This is a genomic window from Acidiphilium sp., assembly GCF_049977125.1.
GTDB lineage: Bacteria > Pseudomonadota > Alphaproteobacteria > Acetobacterales > Acetobacteraceae > Acidiphilium.
The window spans coordinates 1-13,398 of record NZ_JBMFGY010000086.1; the positions used below are offsets into that span (position 1 = coordinate 1).

Consider the following 13,398-nt stretch of genomic DNA (forward strand, 5'->3'; position numbering starts at 1 on the left):
CAGGGAATCAAGAGCCACGAGGCCGGTCAACCGAATTTTAGGTCAGGCTCTCAGCGGGGTTGTGACTCGTGAATTTCGCTCTCGATGATCTGTTGTCTTTGCGGGTCTAAGGTTTCAGATTGGGCTAATTTCAGAAAATGATGTGACTTTTTATCGTTCTGCGGGACTCCAAATCCTGATTCATATGCGATCGCCAATGCCAGATCAGCCTTTGAATTGTGGTTATTGGCCGCCATTTGCCACCAATACGCAGCGATCCGGCTATCGCGGTGCACGTTTAGGCCGCGTGCATATAATGCCCCGAGATCAAATTGTGCGCGAGTGTTTCCCATTTGTGCGAGGTGGCGCAAAACAGTTCGACCCTGTTTCGCGACGTTGGCGTCAGAAGATCCTGATGCGTGGAATAAAGCCCGATCAAGTAGAGCCTGACGATTTCCAGCGTGGACCGCATCATCCAACCAACGGAGAGCGATCCGACGATTTACTGCTACTCCCTCTCCGCGTCGATAAACTTCCGCGATTTCGATCTCGGCGGTAGTGTTGCCGCTGCGGGCGGCGCGTTGCAGCCAAAACAAGCGCCGACGCTGTGAAACTGCATTAGCATAAAGAGGATTCGGCATCGAAGCCAATTGAAGTTGTGCTATCGACAGACCCCTTTCTGCTGCAATTCGATACCATCGGCGCGCGGCCTGAACGTCGATTTTGCCGATAGCGCCGTCTTGGTAAAACTGTCCGAGATAAAACGCACCTTCTGCGGAACCCTGCTTGGCGGCGAGGTTATAATAATGAGCGGCTCTAGAAAGATTTCGTTTTACGCCCACACCGCGGTCGTACATAATCCCGAGATTGACGTTGGCTCGGGCGTCACCATCAGCCGCAGCGATAGCAAAATTCGTCCTTGCTAGATGATAGTTAATGGGGGTACCTCGACCGAACAGATAGGCGTCCGCGAGACCAAAAAACGCTGGCCCGAAGCCGGATATTGAAGCTTGTCTATATAGAGCCACAGCGATGGCCGCTTCAGAAGCAGACTGACCAAAATAGAAATTTCCAATCTCAGTTGTAGCTTGGGGTGAATGTACCAGGACTTTGACAGCTGTGAATGTTTTGGGTTCGATCCCACTAAAATGCCTCCGTTTTGATATCGACCACAAGCGTTCAAGATCAGTCAGGGCCACCGAATCTCCGTGCTTTGCCGACTCGCCAAGCCAGAAGGCGGCTTTTCCAAGTGCTTCTTTGTTGGTTACATCCTGAGACTCAATTTCGCCAAGTAACCGTTGCGCCACAACGTCTCCCTGGAGAGCGGCTAAATGGAGCCAGTGCCGCGCGCTAAGTTGGTCAATGTGCGAGTTTCCGTGGAGGGCGATAATACCCAGATCTCGCTGGGCGATAGCATCACCGTCGTGGGCACCTTGATGTATCCATTGTAACGCTGCCGTTCGCTGCGTCGGAGTTTGAGCCTGGATATATTGAGTTGTTCCGAGCAGTGTTGCGGCCGCGGCAATTCGGCCTGCCGCAGCTTTTCTCAGGTATTGGACGGCTAGTTGACGGTTTTGCAACACACCGCAGCCGAAATAGTTAGCCTCCCCGAGATAGAATATCGCTAATGCATCTCCGCGTGATGCCGCCACTTGATATTTTCGCAGGTCGTTGGCAAAATCCGCTGGCAATCGAACAACACATCCTTTGTGAAGCACTCCCGTCTGTCCTGGTTCGTCAAGGGATGTATGAGTTGCCGCGGCATTGACGGCTTTCGGGACAGTTGCTGCGATTGCGCTATTTGGCACAAAAACAAAAATAATGGCCACAAGAAACGCCACCAGACAGCATATTAGTCTCATTTGGGATGGCCTAGTTAGGTACATGTGATGGGTTTCTGTTCTGTTAGTGCGGTAGTCAAGGGTTGTTTCGTTTGCGCTTAGCCTTAATCTCACTCAAAAGGCTTAAATCATGATTATGCGGCTTTGATGGTTGGAGCAAGGCGATCAGAGGGATATCAAGACATGGTTGCGCACTTTGTGTGTGACTCATTCATGATGAATCTGATACACTTTTTTTAAAGGTATAATAGCTTACCGCCGTTGATCGCGTCGGCAGCCATCAGAGTCGATCCCGCCGAACTCCCTCGCTAGATGCGCCGTCCCCGTGCCTGCTTAGCTGGCTATCTGAATAACCTCTCCCTTGGTCACGTCATTGCACGCGCCAATAATGATCAAACAACTTTACATTTTGTGGACTGGCCGCCTAGAATAATAAAATGATAGAAATTGACCGCTCTGCAACACAATCGGTCGGCCAGCGAATACGCGGACTCCGTCTGAGAAATAATATGACCCAGGGTCAGTTTGCTGCCCTGATTGGCGTGTCGCGCTCGGCGATCGCCCAGTGGGAAACCGATCGCGCCAACCTGTTACAAGAAAATCTTCAACGAATTGCAAAGGTGCTTGATACGTCTCCTGGCTATCTGGCAACCGGTGACACCGGCGTTCTTCTGGACGACGAGTTGTCATTAATCGAACTCTATCGCGCCTGTGAGCCCAAAGATCGTCAACTCTTGCTGTCCACCGCAAAACGACTGACCAGTTGACCAGCGATATCACCCCAATTGTCGGGTCGTTTTAATGGCCTGCCGTTGCGTGCCGGTCGCGATGGGCGGCAGTTTTAGCGCGCCTTGCGCAGCATCGTCCTTGGTGCCCGCTGTAATTTCCTCCATTGGTATCGGCACCTGGAATCCCGGATTGTGAGCCGTGAGGGCGCCCATCTCGAATTGCTACGGCGTCGGCCAGCATGATCATCCCTCTTGATTCTGCGATCACCGGCATCACTGAAGCTGCCGGTTGGGTACGGCCCCTGTTGGGGTTCTGGTTGCTCTGGGCCAGAAACGAATTGCAGACGGGCGTCCGATAAATGGGCCATAATACAACCCTTAGTTGCACAATTGTTCTTTTGGTTCGAGAAACCTAACGCGTGTTAGGAACAAATTAAGAAATTCGTATTATAAAATAGTATATCATCGAAATATGTGCCATTCTACCTATAGTCGTATTCCAGACTGAAAACGGTATTCCCTAACATAGTTTAGAACTTTAAGAGAACATTTGCTCGCCTCAATCCCCATCCTTGGGTTCGAGCATTTACCCATCATTTTACCCATCATATTGAATCGCATGGGATCCCGGTCATTCCGGACCCTGAGTCGGCTTCCCGGAAGCGGACATCGCATAGCTATCGGTACTGCTGGGCGGCGACGCGCCCATGCCGGTCGTTCAACGCCTCTGATTGTCGGAAGGATAGCGGGCGTAGAGTGCAACCCTGGTCATCGCGTCGGTTCCATCGTCAGTCCTCGCATCGCTCCAGCGGGCGACCGTCGTTAGCCGCATTCAACCGTTCGAATGCTTCCCGCGCCATTTGCCGGCCGATTAATCGGGCGATCTACAGGACCGCTGCGTCGACCCGGTGCCTGGCCACGCCATTGAGGCTGTCGTTCGCTGTCGGCGGCTTTCCGTCGTCGGCAGCGCGATCCTCATCCTCGATCATCGTCGATCCTCGTCTGAGAAAATCTTGATCGAGAGTCAGACGTGGGCTTGACGCGGCGGCCAGTCAATGAAAAAAGTCAGCTTATATCAGACATTTACGGCGTATTCTAACGTACTGCGGGTGGTTTTCTCGGGCTTCAGCGTATTGCCGGATACAAAAGACAGCCCTGAATTTTTTGTGCCCATTCTTGATATGTACGCCTTATTGGCGTACTTGTGTAGCAGTGATGACGTAGGAGCGTCAGATGAGCCAAACTGCTGAAGTGAAACGAGACCGCATGCATCTGCGGTTGGACTCAAAGGCCAAGCGCACACTTGAGCGGGCAGCGGCATATGAGGAAACGAGCGTGAGCGATTTCGTGCTGGCGAACGCGGTGGCGGCGGCGGAGCGGGTGATTGAGTCGCATGAGAAGATCACCCTTTCGGCGCGGGATTGGGATATCTTCTATGACGCCCTGATCAACCCGCCGGAGCCAAACGCTAAACTGAAGGAGGCTGCGCGCCGCTATCGCGAACGTGTCGGTGAATGAGCGGTCTCTGGTCATCGAGCCGCTCGCTTCGCACCATGACCGCACAGCTTTCTCGTGCGGGGAATTAGCTCTCGACACCTACCTTCAACGCCAAGCCTCTCAGGATATCCGGCGGCGCGTGGCCCAGGTGTTCGTGGCGATAGGCGACGTAGCTGAGCAGATCGCTGGTTATTACAGTCTAAGCGCCGCGAGTTTCGAAAAGGACGAATTGCCGTCGGCCTTGGCAAAGCAACTCCCGCATTATCCCGTGCCAGCAGCCATGCTCGGCCGTCTCGCAATCGATCGAGAGCAGCAAGGGCGCGGGCTTGGCGAGACCTTGCTGCTCGACGCAATCCGCCGCGTCGTCCGGGCGAGCACGATGCTGGCAGTGTATGCCATCATTGTCGATGCCAAGACCGATGGTGCTCAGGCGTTCTATGAGTGCTATGGTTTTCGTGCCTTTTCAAGCGAGCCGCGACGCCTCTTCCTGCCACTGGAGACCTTCGAAAAGCTCGGGTTGTAGGTCGGTCATTGATGGCTTTCCAAGCCCTGATTTCCTACAGGTGCATGGCCCGCCTGTCGTGGCGCATGGACCCGGTCTCTCGAAGTACACCCAGATTGAAAGGCTCAATACGATCACTCGCGCAGACGATATAGCTCGGCAGATTGTTACCCTAAAGGATCGGCTGATTGCGCTCGATCAGGAACGGTCCGAAATAGCCGAGCGATTGGGTATGCTTGAGCGGACAACGGCGCAGCAGGAGGTCAAACTGCCGGCGTGCGCTGGCGCCGTTACCATGAACTCTCCGACAGCTGCGAAGATCGCACTTTTTCGTGCGCTATTTCGCGGCAGAGAGGATGTGGTGCCGCGGCGGTGGGAAAACCCAAAGACAGGGAGGACCGGCTACGCGCCCATGTGCCGGAACGAGTGGGTCCGCGGGGTTTGCGGTAAGCCGCAGATCAAATGCGGAGAATGCCCAAATCAGGCATTCGTCCCTGTCGGAGACGACATCGTTCGTTCGCATCTTGCAGGGAAATCAGCCGGGAACTCGGTGGACTTGACCTTGGGCGTCTATCCCATGCTCCCGGACGAAACATGCAGCTTCCTTGCCGCCGATTTCGACAAGAAGTCCTGGATGCAGGATGTTGCCGCATTCCGCGACACTGCGCGGACGAAGGGCGTTCCAATCGTCATCGAACGATCACGGTCTGGCAATGGCGCGCATGCCTGGATTTTCTTCGCTGAGCCGGTGTCAGCGGAGGACGCCAGACGCCTCGGCTCACTTTTGGTTACGGCGACGATGGATCGCTGCCCTGATATCGGCTTCGATTCCTACGATCGGTTTTTCCCGAGCCAGGACACTATGCCGGCCGGTGGGTTCGGCAATCTGATCGCTCTGCCACTTCAGAACCGGCCGCGCGAGAACGGCAACAGCGTCTTTGTCGATGATGACTTCCGCCCTTACGAAGACCAGTGGGCGTATCTGTCAACGATCAGGCGGCTATCGCGCGGCGAACTGATGTCGATCGTGGCTGAAGCTGCCGCCACGGGCCAGATTATCGGCGTGCGGCTTTCTTCGACGGAAGAGAACGACGAGCCTTGGGCTGCGCTACCGTCCCGCCGCATCAAGGAGTTACCGATTGAGGGCGAGCTTCCCCGTTCGGTCGAGATCGTGCTGGGCAATCAGGTCTATATCGACCGATTGAAGCTCCCCCCGACTCTCGTGAATCGCATCGCGCGGCTGGCGGCATTCCAGAACCCCGAGTTCTATGCGGCGCAGGCCATGCGCCTGCCGACGTTTGGCAAGCCGCGCATCATCTCCTGTAGCGAACTGTTCTCGAAACATGTCGCCCTCCCAAGGGGATGCCTCGACGACCTGTTGAGCCTGCTCGCCGACGCGGGCATCGTCGCCGCGCTGCGCGACGAACGCCAGAGAGGGCGGCAAATCGGGACACGGTTTCTCGGAGAACTAACGCCAGAACAAAATGAAGCTGTCGTGTCCCTTCTCCCGCACGAAACCGGGGTGCTCGCAGCGACCACGGCATTCGGCAAGACCGTCATCGCCGCGAAAATGATCGCGGCGCGGGATCGAAATACCCTGGTCCTCGTTCACCGTCGGCAGATTCTCGATCAATGGGTCGCGCGTCTTCAAACCTTTCTGGATATTTCGCCGAACACGGTCGGCGTTATCCATGGCGGGAAGAAGAAGCCGACGGGGAATATCGATGTAGCCCTCATGCAGAGCTTGATACGACAGGGTGTCGTCTCGGATCTAGTCGCCGGTTACGGGCATGTGGTTGTCGATGAGTGCCATCACCTTTCCGCCGTGGGCTTCGAGGCCATCGCGCGCGAGGCCAAGGCCCAATACGTCCTTGGTCTTTCCGCGACGGTTACGCGGAAAGATGGCCATCACCCGATTATCTTCATGCAATGCGGCCCAATCCGTCATCGCGTCGATGCCAAAAAGCAGGCCACCGCTCGGCCCTTCGATCATAAGGTTGTTTTTCGGCGCACGGAGTTCAGGTTCGCCCGGAGCAGTCTTGATGAAAAGCCGACCATCCACGAGCTTTATGCAGGTCTCGCTCAAGACCCGGCACGGAACAATCTCATCTTCGATGACATCTTGTCAGCTCTGGAAGCAGGGCGCTCGCCAGTGGTCATCACCGAACGTAAGGATCATCTCGACCTATTGGCAGATCGCCTGTCGAAGTTCGCAAAGAATGTCATCGTTCTCCGTGGCGGAATGAGTGCTCGCCAGTTACGGACGACAACCGAATCCCTTGCCGCAATTCCGGCGGACGAGGAACGGATTCTGGTGGCGACGGGTCGCTATCTGGGCGAGGGATTCGACGACGCTCGGCTCGACACCCTATTTTTGACCATGCCGATTTCTTGGCGCGGTATCCTTGCTCAATATGCCGGTCGGCTCCACCGCTTGCATTCCGCGAAACGGGATGTCGTCATTTACGACTACGTCGATGGGAACGAGCCGATGCTCGCAAAAATGGCAGTCAAGCGTGAGGTCGGATATCGAAGCCTCGGATATCGGGCTGTGGACTGTCTGGAACTTGAGTTGGGTCGGCGGTCAGGCCAACCAGCGTGATAATTGTTTGCCCTACGCATTGCCTCGCCTGAAAAGCTCCTGAAACGTGACCTGTTGCGTCACATACGTGCTCCCCAGTTTGGGTATTTTTGTGGGGGTAGAGATGAGGAGGGTCAGTATGGGGACGTGTGACGAGTTGGTGGCCGTGCTCAGTGAGCGATATGTCCGGAGCGACCGCCTGGAGCGTGGGTGGATCTTGGATGAGCTTGTCCAGGTGACGGGTTTTCACCGTAAACACGCGATGCGTGTTCTACGCGGCGGTCGTCCTGATCGCCGATCGGGTCCCCGCCCGGGGCGACGGGTCTATGATGAGGCAGTTCGTCACGCGTTGGTCGTGATCTGGAAGGCGTCGGACCGGATTTGTGGCAAGCGCCTGCGGCCACTGATACCGATCCTCGTTGAGTCGATGGAACGTCACGGACATTTGCAACTAGAACGTAATCCTATCATTCTGGATCGTATTCGACTGCGATGAACATGTTGATGCAATCTGTCGGTGTGATGAGGTCGGTGAGGCGCCCGATGGCGGACCATAGGGTGTCGATGGTTCTGGCGGCTTTGTCAGGTAGATTGGATGAGGTGCGATTGACCTGGGTCACGATCGATCAGGCGGCTAGGTTGGCGGCATAATCGGCCCAGAGTGAAAATGCGTTGGCCCGACAATGGCGGAATGATCGGGCGGAGAGGCGGTGGCGTTTCGGGCGGAACAGGGTGACGATCTGATCGTGGGTGGCGAGAAATCTCTGGGCCTGGACGGCGGACTTGAACCGACCCATGATCTTTTCTCGTCGTCTTGTATGGCGATACGAGGCGTCGATCCTGTTGTTCAGCCGCTTGTGGGACCGATGATCGGCACTGCGGCAGTCGTTGCGGAGAGCAACGTCGTAGCTCCGAAGCTTGTCGGTCACCACGACACGCGGCTGTCACCATCGATGCATCAGCTTACGGAGAAACCGTCGGGCAGCCCGAGCATTGCGGCGTTTCTGAACCAGGATGTCCAGCACGTCGCCCCGGTCATCGACGGCACGCCATAGCCAGTGCGGCTCACCGCCGATGGTGATCACCATCTCGTCGATATGCCATTTGTCGCCCGCCGATTGTCTGTCACGCCGGATCCGTGCTGCGATCTGCGGCCCGAACCGATCGACCCATACCCGGATCGTCTCGTAGCTCACCGTCATACCGCGTTCAGCCAGCAAATCCCCAACGTCCCGCAGACTCAGATTGAACTGGTAATAGCTTCAGACCGCGAAGGCGATCACCGATCGAGGGAAGCGATACCCCTTCAATCGCAACGTAGAGGTCAAATCCATCATTTCAAAAGGCTACGTGTCCCGGGAGGTATCGTCAACCTGACAATGCCCTGAAAACCGCTATATTCTCAAGGACTGAGACTGGATGATCTAGCTACCCCGCCACCCTGGCGAGTTGATCTTTCAGGCTCGCGGTTTCTCATCTCGATCACAATTCTTTTCTCAACGTCGGCGACGCCTTGAACCGGACCGTTTTGCCAGCCGTTATCTTGATCGGCGTACCCAGACGCGGGTTGACGCCCCTACGTGCCTTGGTCTTTCGCACCGTGAAGGTCCCGAAACCCGGCAGCGTGAATTTGCCGCTCTTTTTCATCTCCGCCACGATCGCGTCGACCAGAGCGCCAGCGACCTTGAGGGCGGTCACGCCGTTGAGCTCAGCTGATTTCTGGAGGGTCTCCGCAATAAATGCCTTCGTCACCCTGATATTTCTCCCTTGGCTATGACGTGGCCGATTGATGATCGTCCTCCTACCAGAAATCATCAAGATGCCAATTCGATCAGACCGTCGATCTGCACCGTGTTGCCCGGCAGCGGCAAGAGCGAGGGCTGATCATACATCCATCCATGATTTGCCTGAAGATAAGCCTCTTGCTCATGTCTGATGTTCCACATATGTTCACGTTCGCTGATCGACGCGCGACGTGATGAATTTTCAGGTAGTTTTAGCGGGGGGGGGGGGAACACCACCGGGTTTGCGTCACCGGCCGTCGATAGTCTGGAAGGGCCGATCGATCCGGCTGAAATCCTGAATCTGCGTCGCGCCAACCGCTATCCGGCTCGGGTTTCCGGTGAAGCGCTGATCGAGCAGGGCATTCTGCCGGGCGACATCCTGATCACGATGCGGCGGCACCACCGGCGCACGGCAAGGTCGCGATCGTCATGGTCCATGGTGAGGTTCTGGTGGCGCAACTAGCCTATCGCGGGGGCGAATGATGGTTGCGGCCAGGGCGGATGGGGGATGTGGGTCAGGTTGTCCCTGACGATGCTGAAATCTGGCGATCGTGAGCGGTCTGGTGCGGACCAGCGTCTGAGCGTTGCACAAGGGGAGATCACGCCTGCTGCCGGTGCACGGGCTGATCGGTGGTAATTCGTTTACTGCTCTGTGAGCAGCCGTTCGACCCTACGTTACGGGACAAGCCGGTGGTAGTCCTGTCGAACAACGACGGCTGTATGATCGCGTGCTCGGCGCTCACCAAAGAGGTCGGCATCAAAATGAGGTGTCCGTGGCATCTGATCCGCGAAGAAATTCGGGGCCGGTCTATGGCGATGACGCTCCGATAGGTGACGGAGAGTTTTGGTTTCACGAGAGCCGAGCAACGTGCTACCATCATGTCGATGTCGAATGCGATCAAATTCCCGGCCCGGATGAGTGTGGCGGAATTCATGGACTGGTGTCCAGACGATGGCCAGACGTGGCAACTCGTCGACGGTGAGCCGATTGCCATGGCGCCCGCAAGCGCGACCCATGCCCGGATCCAAGCGGAGATCGGTGCTCTACTAAGGAATCATCTGGTGGAACGGGGCAGCACCTGTGATGTCCTTATGGCGCCCGGCGTCACACCGCATCTCGAGCGCGCCCATAACGTCCGGGTTCCGGATATCGGGGTGAGTTGTTCGAATAGCGCTGACGATGGGTCGCTGTTGAGCGAACCGGTGTTGCTGATCGAGATATTGTCCCCGAGCAACCATCGCGAGACTTGGGCGAACGTCTGGGCCTATGCGTCGATATCAAGTGTTCGCGAGATCTTCGTGGTCTCGTCGGTGTCGATCGGTGCCGAGATTCTGCGGCGTCGGCCGGACGGCAGCTGGCCTGAGCAGCCCGAAATCATCTCGGCTGGTGATCTGCGTCTCGAGAGCATCGACTTCGCGACGTCCCTGATCGCTTTCTACCGCACGACGCGGTTCGTCAGGTCGCACTGATCTCGCCTCACGCAGGTGAGATCGAAATTGGGGCGATCTTGATCCCGAAGAAGCACCAGCTCGGTCCTCTGACCGAAACACCGCAGCTTGATCGGGCTAATCAGGACGTCCCGGTGACCGATCGCCGGCTCGCGCGCCGACCGCTATTTTATGATCGCGTCGGGATATTTCGTCAGAAGAGCAACATACGTGGGGGACATCTTCTGCTTCGGGAAGAAGGCTTTCCAAATAGAGGCTTTGAGCAACTGAACCGGAGGTGGCGCAAAGACAAAGTCGCTCTTGGCAACGAATGCGTGGCAGGCGTCGCATGAACCGACCTTACCATAAGCAATCACTTTCCCGGTCGGTGAATAGGCCGCCATGACCCAGTTGCGATTCGCTTTATCGTAATCGGTCAGTTTCAGCATCGCCGTTATGCTGCCGAGTTCATGGTTCTTCTTGTAATTATTTTTGACCAGCAAACTACCATCTGGATATTGGGTCACCGCCAGGATCGATCCAGCGGATTTGATTTTGTCGGTTGCGACCTTATTGCTGAGGTCGGTCGTATAGACATCAACCATGCGCGAACCGGGCTGCAAGGCATGGCTTCCCGGCATGATTGACTTGGCCTTCTCCAGAGCGTTGATCTGCTGCCAGAGTTGCGCAGGTTTGGGCGCAGTAACAGGATTGGATTCCGCATGTCCAGTTGCCACGAGGCCTGCGATGGCCGCGGCGCTGATCAGCGCGACTTTGATAGTTGTTACCATTCTGTTCGCCATCGAACGCCCCCTTGATTCCCACCGGCGCAAGTTCAGCGCACCGGACGAGCATTGGTAGAAAAAAACATGTCGGGGGCTCGCTCATGAACCCCCAGATAGAAATCTATAATGCGTTTTTCGGTTTTGCGCGATACCGGCGTCGTGGTTCGATCAACATGATGTCAACAAGACTGCGGAGAAGTTCGCCGGCAGCGGCATTCTGTCCGTCGCGGATTTCCTGCGGCTCGATCCGCGCAAAGTGCGCGATATGATGTCTGTGGTGGGTGCCCGGGTGCAGGCGGAATTGCGCGGGGTGTCGTGCCTGTCGCTGTCGCTGATGGCGCCGCAGCGCAAGGCATCGCGGTGACACGTAGTTTTGGTATGCCTGTTACCGATTGGTGGACGATGCGTGAGGCGGTGGCATCCTACGCGACCCGCGCCGGCGAGAAATTGCGCGAGCACGGGTTGCTGGCCAGCACGATGACGGTTCTGCTCCACACCAATCCGCACAATGGCGATCCCTGGTACAGTAATCAGCGCTCGGCCCGGATCGAAGCCACGAACGGCACGACGGCGTTGATCGGCGAGGCGATCCGCATGCTGGAGCCGATGTGGCGCGCGGGATTTCGGTATTCGAAGGCGGGGATCATGCTCGGCGAGTTGATCGACGCGGGCAGTCAGCCGGTTTCGCTGTTCCCGACCAGGGATCCGGTCCGGTCGGCACGGGCGATGGCGGCACTTGATGCCGTCAATGCCCGGTTCGGTCGTGACACATTGCGCCCGTTGGCGACGGGCATTTCAAGGACGTGGACGGCCAAGGCGATGAATCTGTCGCCGCGTTATACCACGCGGATTGGGGAAATCCTAATTGGGACCGCCTATTGAGTGGACACGCGTTCGGGCATCCGACTTGATGGCTTTGGCGGGCAATAGGAGGCTATGAACCGCAGGGGACGGGCATCGGGAAAGGATGGAGCATGACGGAAGAGGAGGCGCAGCGGCTCGAGGAAATGGCGCGGACGCTGAGCGCCTCCGGCGTCTATCGCGTTCTGCGCAAGCTGGCCCCCCGCACGCGGATTGAAGTCGAACGTGGCACTTCAACCCGGACGGGATTATTCGTCGATGTCGAGACCACTGGGCTCGACGCGGAAACCGACGAGATCATCGAGATCGCGATCGTGCCGTTCACCTATGCGCTCGACGGCCGGATCATCGATGTTGGAGAGCGATTCCAATCCTTTCGTGATCCCGGTCGTCCAATACCGCCCGAGGTGATGGCGCTGACCGGCATCACCGACGCGATGGTCGCGAACCAGACGATCGACATGGCGACGCTGGAGGGAATGGTGGCTCCTGCGGCCCTCGTCGTCGCACACAATGCGGCGTTTGATCGTCGTTTCATCGAGCGGCTTTGTCCGGCGTTCGCGGGCAAACCCTGGGCATGCTCGATGACGGAGGTCGATTGGGTCGCGGAAGGATTTGAGGGTCGCAAGCTCGCTTATCTCGCGATGGGGGCGGGGTTCTTCTACGACCGGCACCGCGCCGTGAATGATTGCCTTGCGGCGATCGAGCTCCTGGCGATGCCGCTGCCGCATTCGGGCGTGATTGCGATGAGCCGATTGCTTGCAAGTGCCCGCAGCGTGACCTGCAGAATATGGGCCGAGGGGGCGCCGTTCGAGCACAAGGACGATCTGAAACGTCGCGGCTATCGCTGGAGTGGGGACGCCGGGTTTCGTCCGCGGACATGGTATATTGATGTTCCGGACTCGAAGCAGGAAGACGAGATCGCCTATCTCAAGACCTCGGTTTTGGGTGCGGGAAAAATACCACCGGTGCAGCGGATCACCGCGTATGACCGGTTCTCGAAACGAGGCTGAGCTTTGATTTGGCCAGCTTGATACTACCAAAAGGAGATGTCGCCCTCACTTTTGATCGGGCCACCGGTCCGGAATCTCGGCGAGATAATGCCCTTCCGTGCGAACATTCCGATCACAGAAAAGTGAACCTTCGCACCTCGTTTGCATTATGCACTTGCGATCCCGGAGGAAATTCTTCGGTGCGGAAGGTGTTGAGATGGATCTCGCGATTACCAGCTCCCGATTGGACGGAGACGATATTGCTCCAAGAGTGGGCGAACTCCCGACCGTCAATATACGTGCTTTGTTGCCGCAGGTCGCGCCGACGCTCGGCGGGACGGCGCGTCTGATGGTTGTAACCTATCGGTTGAGCCGAGGCCCGGGCGAACTGATGCCGGTCGAGTTCTTCCAGCACCGGCT

The 13,398-nt window shown here is 56.9% G+C and carries 14 protein-coding genes and 1 pseudogene; 9 read left to right on the plus strand and 6 right to left on the minus strand.

All coding sequences use genetic code 11. The features are described 5' to 3' along the window. Positions 1-50: 50 nt before the first annotated feature. Positions 51-1,820: an SEL1-like repeat protein gene (locus ACP5E6_RS12485; RefSeq protein WP_427954567.1), complete on the minus strand. Its 1,770-nt coding sequence runs from the start codon at positions 1,818-1,820 to the stop codon at positions 51-53. Positions 1,821-2,257: 437 nt separating this feature from the next. On the opposite strand from ACP5E6_RS12485, the gene ACP5E6_RS12490 reads away from it, so the two are divergent. The 4 genes from ACP5E6_RS12490 (at position 2,258) to ACP5E6_RS12505 (ending at position 7,149) form a co-directional block, all read left to right on the plus strand. Beyond that, positions 2,258-2,587: a helix-turn-helix domain-containing protein gene (locus ACP5E6_RS12490; RefSeq protein WP_427954568.1), complete on the plus strand. Its 330-nt coding sequence runs from the start codon at positions 2,258-2,260 to the stop codon at positions 2,585-2,587. A gap of 1,194 nt (positions 2,588-3,781) precedes the next feature. Continuing rightward, on the plus strand, positions 3,782-4,066 hold the full coding sequence (locus ACP5E6_RS12495) for a DUF1778 domain-containing protein (RefSeq protein WP_427954569.1): 285 nt from the start codon (positions 3,782-3,784) through the stop codon (positions 4,064-4,066). A gap of 118 nt (positions 4,067-4,184) precedes the next feature. Beyond that, on the plus strand, positions 4,185-4,568 hold the full coding sequence (locus ACP5E6_RS12500; protein WP_427954570.1) for a GNAT family N-acetyltransferase: 384 nt from the start codon (positions 4,185-4,187) through the stop codon (positions 4,566-4,568). A 58-nt stretch (positions 4,569-4,626) separates the two neighbouring features. Then, entirely contained in the window at positions 4,627-7,149 is a 2,523-nt protein-coding gene (locus ACP5E6_RS12505; protein WP_427954580.1) for a TOTE conflict system archaeo-eukaryotic primase domain-containing protein, read from the plus strand. Positions 7,150-7,595: 446 nt separating this feature from the next. Here the strand turns inward: ACP5E6_RS12505 and ACP5E6_RS12510 are convergent, their stop codons facing one another. The 3 genes and pseudogenes from ACP5E6_RS12510 to ACP5E6_RS12520 form a co-directional block, all read right to left on the minus strand. Beyond that, complete coding sequence (locus ACP5E6_RS12510) at positions 7,596-7,748, minus strand: hypothetical protein (protein WP_427954571.1); 153 nt, start codon at positions 7,746-7,748, stop codon at positions 7,596-7,598. A 6-nt stretch (positions 7,749-7,754) separates the two neighbouring features. After that, positions 7,755-8,465, minus strand: a pseudogene (locus ACP5E6_RS12515) (IS6 family transposase). A gap of 145 nt (positions 8,466-8,610) precedes the next feature. Further along, entirely contained in the window at positions 8,611-8,880 is a 270-nt protein-coding gene (locus ACP5E6_RS12520; RefSeq protein WP_427954572.1) for an HU family DNA-binding protein, read from the minus strand. Positions 8,881-9,063: 183 nt separating this feature from the next. On the opposite strand from ACP5E6_RS12520, the gene ACP5E6_RS12525 reads away from it, so the two are divergent. The 3 genes from ACP5E6_RS12525 to ACP5E6_RS12535 all read left to right on the plus strand — a co-directional run bounded on the left by ACP5E6_RS12525 (position 9,064) and on the right by ACP5E6_RS12535 (position 10,382). Continuing rightward, a complete protein-coding gene (locus ACP5E6_RS12525; RefSeq protein ID WP_427954573.1) occupies positions 9,064-9,375 on the plus strand; it encodes a hypothetical protein in 312 nt (103 codons plus the stop codon). Positions 9,376-9,542: 167 nt separating this feature from the next. Continuing rightward, positions 9,543-9,743 carry a hypothetical protein gene (locus ACP5E6_RS12530; protein WP_427954574.1) on the plus strand — a complete coding sequence of 67 codons (201 nt, stop codon included), beginning with the start codon at positions 9,543-9,545 and terminating at the stop codon, positions 9,741-9,743. A 90-nt stretch (positions 9,744-9,833) separates the two neighbouring features. Continuing rightward, positions 9,834-10,382, plus strand: a complete 549-nt coding sequence (locus tag ACP5E6_RS12535) for a Uma2 family endonuclease (protein WP_427954575.1) — start codon at positions 9,834-9,836, stop codon at positions 10,380-10,382. A 143-nt stretch (positions 10,383-10,525) separates the two neighbouring features. Here ACP5E6_RS12535 and ACP5E6_RS12540 read toward each other — a convergent pair whose 3' ends face one another. Next, positions 10,526-11,131, minus strand: coding sequence for a cytochrome P460 family protein (locus ACP5E6_RS12540; RefSeq protein WP_427954576.1), 606 nt, complete (start codon positions 11,129-11,131; stop codon positions 10,526-10,528). 372 nt (positions 11,132-11,503) lie between these two features. Between ACP5E6_RS12540 and ACP5E6_RS12545 the strand changes: the two genes are divergently transcribed. Together ACP5E6_RS12545 and ACP5E6_RS12550 are read left to right on the plus strand one after the other, a co-directional pair. Then, complete coding sequence (locus tag ACP5E6_RS12545; protein WP_427954577.1) at positions 11,504-12,007, plus strand: DUF4113 domain-containing protein; 504 nt, start codon at positions 11,504-11,506, stop codon at positions 12,005-12,007. 92 nt (positions 12,008-12,099) lie between these two features. Then, positions 12,100-12,999, plus strand: a complete 900-nt coding sequence (locus ACP5E6_RS12550; RefSeq protein WP_427954578.1) for a 3'-5' exonuclease — start codon at positions 12,100-12,102, stop codon at positions 12,997-12,999. A 112-nt stretch (positions 13,000-13,111) separates the two neighbouring features. Here the strand turns inward: ACP5E6_RS12550 and ACP5E6_RS12555 are convergent. Then, the coding region (locus ACP5E6_RS12555) for a hypothetical protein (RefSeq protein ID WP_427954579.1) at positions 13,112-13,398 on the minus strand (287 nt) is incomplete at its 5' end.

Excerpts from the sequence above, each read along its gene's own strand:
- ACP5E6_RS12490 (WP_427954568.1), top strand. The coding sequence starts at position 2,258 with ATGATAGAAATTGACCGCTCTGCAACACAATCGGTCGGCCAGCGAATA.
- ACP5E6_RS12495 (WP_427954569.1), top strand. The coding sequence starts at position 3,782 with ATGAGCCAAACTGCTGAAGTGAAACGAGACCGCATGCATCTGCGGTTG.
- ACP5E6_RS12525 (WP_427954573.1), top strand. The coding sequence starts at position 9,064 with ATGTTCCACATATGTTCACGTTCGCTGATCGACGCGCGACGTGATGAA.
- ACP5E6_RS12540 (WP_427954576.1), bottom strand. The coding sequence starts at position 11,131 with ATGGTAACAACTATCAAAGTCGCGCTGATCAGCGCCGCGGCCATCGCA.
- ACP5E6_RS12545 (WP_427954577.1), top strand. The coding sequence starts at position 11,504 with ATGCCTGTTACCGATTGGTGGACGATGCGTGAGGCGGTGGCATCCTAC.
- ACP5E6_RS12550 (WP_427954578.1), top strand. The coding sequence starts at position 12,100 with ATGACGGAAGAGGAGGCGCAGCGGCTCGAGGAAATGGCGCGGACGCTG.